Source organism: Curtobacterium sp. HSID17257 (assembly GCF_003989515.1).
Classification (GTDB): Bacteria; Actinomycetota; Actinomycetes; order Actinomycetales; family Microbacteriaceae; genus Curtobacterium.
In genome coordinates, this window is sequence record NZ_RBLU01000156.1 from 1 (window position 1) to 5,750 (window position 5,750).

Annotated in this window: 4 protein-coding genes; 1 reads left to right on the forward strand and 3 read right to left on the reverse strand. The window is 73.9% G+C overall.

Annotated elements, in window-relative coordinates; translation table 11 throughout:
• On the reverse strand, positions 1-1,298 hold a 1,298-nt coding region (locus D8M35_RS15155; RefSeq protein WP_238638261.1), incomplete at its 3' end, for a sodium:proton exchanger.
• A 350-nt stretch (positions 1,299-1,648) separates the two neighbouring features.
• Positions 1,649-2,293 (reverse strand): HEAT repeat domain-containing protein, encoded by a 645-nt coding sequence (locus tag D8M35_RS15160; RefSeq protein WP_126892581.1) that lies wholly within the window; start codon positions 2,291-2,293, stop codon positions 1,649-1,651.
• 91 nt (positions 2,294-2,384) lie between these two features.
• On the opposite strand from D8M35_RS15160, the gene D8M35_RS15165 reads away from it, so the two are divergent.
• Positions 2,385-3,338: an aldo/keto reductase gene (locus tag D8M35_RS15165; protein ID WP_126892582.1), complete on the forward strand. Its 954-nt coding sequence runs from the start codon at positions 2,385-2,387 to the stop codon at positions 3,336-3,338.
• Positions 3,339-3,466: 128 nt separating this feature from the next.
• Here the strand turns inward: D8M35_RS15165 and D8M35_RS16280 are convergent.
• The coding region (locus D8M35_RS16280) for a septum formation family protein (protein ID WP_148113397.1) at positions 3,467-5,750 on the reverse strand (2,284 nt) is incomplete at its 5' end.

The window sequence follows — 5,750 nt, forward strand, 5'->3', positions numbered from 1 at the left end:
TCGGCGACCACGGGCCGCCGGAACGGGGCCCGCAGCGACGGCACGACGTCCTTCCGGTTGACCCACAGCACCACGAGCGCCACGACCACGTGCACGCCGCTCAACACCCACCGTCCGCTGGTGTCCGTCACGACGAACTGCACCGCGAACAGCGCCACGAGCGCGATCGCCGACCACCGGTGGAAGCGCAGCGCGATGATGATCGCCACGCCCAGCACGGTCTGCGACGCGGTGAGCACGAACTCCTCGACCTGCCGGCCGTCGAGCGGCAGCCCGCCCGAGGTCCCACCGCCCAGCACGTGCGCGATCGGCAGCGAACCGACGAGCAGCGACCACTGGTTGACCTTCGACGCGATGAGCGTGCCGATCGCCGCGCCGCCCATGCCCCGCAGCGCGAAGAGCGCGGCGACGATGAACTCGGGCGCCTCGGTCGCGAGCGGCGCGAGCCACTGCACGAGGAAGTAGCTGTCGATGCCGAGCGCGCTGCCCGAGGCGACGAGGGCCTCGGCGAACGGCTCTGCCGACGACAGGATGACGGCGGCGGCCACGACGAACAGCGCGACGATCGTCAATCGGCGCGCACGCTGCGGCATCGAGGCGATGTTGCCCGCCATGCCGACCATCTCCTCGTCGTCGCCGTCGTCCGGCGCCTGCGACGCCCGCCACAGGTAGGCGACGAACGCGGCGAGCAGCACGAAGCCGAACCACAGCGGGATCGTGCCCATCAGCGGGATGAGGAACGCGACGACCGCCAGGAGCGCCAGGAACCCGATGTCGAGCCGCGACGACTGCTCGAGCTGCAGCACCTTCGTGGCCGACGGGGGCAGGGTGCCGGCGCGGACGTACCGGCGGGCGACGAGCAGCGAGATCACCACGACGAGGGGCCAGCCGAACCCGAGCAGCAGCCGGTTCGACCCGGTCATGTTGGCGGCGGCGAACTGCTCGTACGACGGGTCGTACCCGGAGCGGAACGCGTAGTACAGGTCGACGGCGTACTCGGGCAGGACCGCGATGAGCGCGAGGATCGCGATCGCGAGGGCACCGGAGATGTCCTTCTGCGCGGCCTCGGCGGCCCAGGCGAGCAGGAACGAGGCGGCGACGACGGCACCGCCGAAGACGAGCAGGTCGACGACGGGGTTCGGTGCGGAGCCGGTGATGCGCCAGTGCCTGTCAGCAGCCAGGGCGACGGCGGGCAGGGCGATCACGATGCAGATCGCGATGCGCCCCCAGGCGCTGCGGCCCATGCGGGCGGTCGGCGTGCCGGCCTCGACGACGCGGACGGGTGAGGTGTCGATCACGGGGTGGTCCCTTGGTCGGGCCGCACCGATCGCGCAGGGGTGGGGAGCGCTTCGGCACGGCAGAACGGCCGAAGGTCTCGCTCGCCCGCCGGGTGGGACCGGCAGGTGGTGCACCGGGCCGATCGTCGTGATGGCCAGTGTGTCGATGCACGCGCTGGGAGCTACTCCCCTTCGACACCCACCTTTGCGCGCTCCGATCGGCGCGCGCAAGCCGATCGGGCCTGTTCGTCGGCCCGAATCCGGGTCTTCCGCGACCCGCCCCGGAACGACGGGACACGTGCTCGGCGCGCCCCGGGACGGACGGGAGGCTCGTGGCGGACACGGCCACGAGCCTCCCGTCCGTCAGGTGGTCACCCTGAGGCGCGCTTGCCGCGTCCGAGCGCCATCTCGCGTCGGGCGCGCTCGAGCGCGAGGGCCGACCCGGCGTCGGGGTCGGCGAGCAGGCGTTCGGTCTCGGTGACGTGCTCTCGGACGGCCTCGCCACGGCGCTCCGCGGCGTCCGTCAGGACGGGGGCGACGACCTCCTCGCCGAGGGTGACGAGCGCCCGGCTCAGCGCGAGTCGGGTCTCCCGGTCGCCCTGGCCGAGCTCGCGTGCCAGTCGTCGGGCGAGGGCCGGTCCCTCGTCGGCCGGAGCGAGCAGGACGGCTGCGCGCCAGGCCGTCCGACGCACACCGGGGTCGTCGTCCCCGAGCCGCTCGGCGACCTCGGGGTACACGGACCCGTCGCGGATCTTCGACAGGGTGTGGAGCGCCTGCGAGCGCGCCTGCGCCTCCCGACGGTGCAGCTCCTCGAGCAGCCGGGGCACGACGGCCTCCGCCGGCAGCCTGACGAGTGCCCACGTCAGGGCCTCGCGCACCTGCAGGTCCGGCTCGACGGCGCAGTGGTCGACGAGCACCTCGAGGTCCTCGACGCGCGCCTCGGTGCCGGCCGCCATCACGGCGCGGAGGCGGACGGACGAGCGGGGATCGGTGAGGTCGTCGGCGAGGGTGGTCATCCCCTCATGCAACACCGGGAACCCGCTGGCCACGTGCACGGAACCGGGGCATAGCGTGGACGCGACCCGTACCGCACCGGAAGGAATCGTCATGCCCCGCATCGGAACCAGTGACCTGCACGTGTTCCCCCTCGCCCTCGGTGGCAACGTCTTCGGCTGGACCGCCGACGAGCAGACCTCGCACCGGGTGCTCGACGCGTACACCTCGGCCGGCGGCGACTTCGTCGACACCGCGGACGTGTACTCGGCGTGGGCGCCGGGCAACGAGGGCGGCGAGTCGGAGCACGTCATCGGCTCGTGGCTCCGCGCGTCGGGGAAGCGTGACGACGTCGTGATCGCGACGAAGGTCTCGCAGCACCCGCAGTACAGCGGCCTGTCGGCGTCGAACGTCGCTGCGGCCGCCCGTGCGAGCCTCGAACGACTCGGGACCGACCGCATCGACCTGTACTACGCGCACTTCGACGACCAGGACACCCCGCTCGAGGAGACCGTGCGCGCGTTCGACCAGCTCGTGCAGGAGGGCCTCGTCCGGTACACCGCGATCTCGAACTACTCCCGGTCGCGTGCCGAGGAGTGGATCCACATCGCGAAGGAGAACGGCCTGGCGCTCCCGGTCGCGATCCAGCCGCACTACAACCTCGTGAACCGTGAGCCCTACGAGTCGGACATCGCCCCGCTCGCGGCGTCCGAGGGGCTGGGCGTCGTGCCGTACTTCGCCCTGGCCGCCGGGTTCCTGACCGGCAAGTACCGGACGAAGGACGACTTCGCCGGCAAGGACCGCGAGGGGCAGGTGTCGGGCTACTTCTCGGACGAGGGGCTCGCGGTGGTCGATGCGCTCTCCCGCATCGCCGAGACGCACGAGGCCGAGATCGCATCGGTCGCCCTCGCGTGGCTGCAGGCACAGCCGGACGTCGTCGCGCCGATCGCCAGTGCCCGCAACACCGAGCAGCTGCCGGCGCTGCTGGCGTCCGCGGACCTGGAGCTCAGCGCCGAGGAGCTCCGCACCCTGGACGAGGCGTCCGCGAAGGTCCCCGCCGCGTCCTGACCCGGCGGGCGGGCGGGCGGTCAGGCGCTCTCGCGAAACGCAACGTCGGCGGTTCCTCGCAGCGGGAGAGCGCTGCGAACAGCCGCCGACGTTGCGTCCTGCGGAGGAGGAACCTGGCGGACGGGCGGTCAGGCTCCGTCGGGAGCGAGCGAACCCGTCAGCTGCCCGCCGGACGAGCGGGTCGCGAAGCACGAGATGAAGGTGTTGCCGCGGTCCCAGGTCTCCTGGTCCGGCGCGTAGGAGCCCTGCACCTGCACGTCGCCGTAGTCCGCCGCCGCCGCGGTGTCGATCGCCTGCGACGTCTGGCACACCTTCGCAGCCTGGGCCGCGAGGTCCTCCGGTCCGGGCCACGCCCCCGCCTCGACCTGGATGCGAGCGGTCAGCTGCGCGGTGTGCGCCGCCGAGCAGTCCACGACCGTGAAGGTCTGCGCCCAGGCGTCGGTGAAGGGCGACAGGCACTCGCCGCCCGCGAGCTCGGTCCACGCGTGCTCGCCCGGTGTCGCCTGCGTCGTCGCGAACTGCAGCGGCTGCGCCGGGGCGGCGGCTGCCTCGGTGGACTGCTCGGCCGAGGGCTCGTCCGACGGAGCCGCCGACGCAGCCGCCGACGTCGCGGTCGCCGCCGGAGCGGTCTCCTCGCTGATCGAGTTCCCGAGGATCCAGCGGGTGAGCCCGAAGACCGCCACGAGCAGCACCACGATGAGCACCACGGCACCGATGACGAGCAGTTGCTTGCCCCGCTTGCCCTCGCCCGCGAGCCGGCCGAAGCCCTCGTTGATGAAGTTGTCCCGGCCGCCGGCGTCGCCTGCCGCCGGAGCGCCGGTCGTCGCGTCACGACCAGGGGTCCGGGGCGTGGTGGCGGCCGGAGCCGGGACCGCGGGCATCATGCGTGTGCCCGGGTCCTCGGGGTCGTACCCGGTGCCGCCGAGCTGCCCGACCGCCGCCGTGCCGAACAGGTCCTTGATGACGCTCGTGTCGCTCGTCTCGCGGCCGTCCCACTCGTCCTGGTCGAGGTCGTCCGGAGCCGCAGCGGGCAGTCGTTCGACGACCTGGTCGTCCTGGTCCTCGCGGCGGTCGTCGTGCCGGTCCTCGGCTGCGCCGGTCAGCCCGCGCAGGTCCTGGCCGACCGAGGGCGGCAGGTGCGCCGGGTACGCCGCGGAGGCGTCCGACGGCGACGGTTCGACCAGCGGCGGGGCTGCCGTCGGAGGCACGGTGGTGTCGGGCTCCGCCCACCAGGGGGTGGCTGCCGCCGCGACCGGTCGCGGGAGACCCGGGCCGGTGTCGGCCGAGCCGGCGTCGTCCGGTTCAGCGTCGTCCTGCCCGGCGTCGTCCGTGTCGGGTCGGTCGTCGGCCTGCACAGCCGGCAGTGCCGTCGTGCGGGCATCGTCGACGTGATCCTCGTGCCGCTCGGCCTGCACGGCCGGCAGCGCCGTCGCGCGGGCGTCGTCGTCCGTGCCGTCGTCCGCCGCGTGGTCCGCAGCCACGTCGGCGGCAGGAGCCGGGTCGGGAGCCGGCGCGGGGGCCGGCGCGGCCGTCGGCACCGGTGTCGGTGCTGGTGCCGGTGTCGGTGCTGGTGCCGGTGCCGGTGCCGGCGTCGGCGTCGGTGCCGGCACCGGTGCCGGTGCCGCGAGCAGCCCGCTCGGGAGCCCTCCGGCCGGGGTGTCGACCTCGCCCGACACGACGTCGTCGTCGGACTCGTCCGCGAGCGACCACGACCCACCGCCGAAGGCCGTCGTGTCGAACCGGTCGGTCGTCAGCGTCGTCGGGACCTCACCGGTCTCGTCGTCCCGGATCGCCCAGTCGAACGGACGCTCCGTCGCGCCGGTCGACGCGGCATCCTCCGCACCCTGCAGGCGGAGCAGCTCGGTGAAGCTCGGCGGCTCGTTGGTCGGCGCGGCCGGTGCCGGCGGCAGGACGTTCCCGACCCCGAGGGGCTGCGCGACGGGACCGGTCGGGGTCGGCGCCGGAGCCGGTGCCTGCGAGCCGGTGGCGCGGCCGAGCCAGTCGACGTCGCTGCGTCCCTGGCCGAACGGGTCCGCTCGCCGACGCTCCTCGTCAACGGAGCGGTTCTCCGCGGCGCGCTCGTCGCGGTGGCGCATCGCCGTGGGCAGCGAGATCGAGGACGGGTGCGAGGCCGTGCTCGTCGGCGGGACCTGCGCTGCGGGCGGGATCCGCTCCCCCAGCGTCTCGCGTTCGTGCTCGACCGTCGCCTGCGGGTTCTCGGAGGGCTCGCGGAGCTCGGTGTCCATCCGGATCGCCTGGGTCGCCCCGGCGTCGTCGGGTTCCGTCCCTGTTGCCACCGGGGCCGCGTCGGCGGGGGTGGCCGGCTCGCTCGTGCCCGGCTCGAACGGCTCGGGCAACGGCGCACCGGTCTCGCGCGCGGCCCGCTCCGCCTCGCGCCGCTCGCGGCGCGAG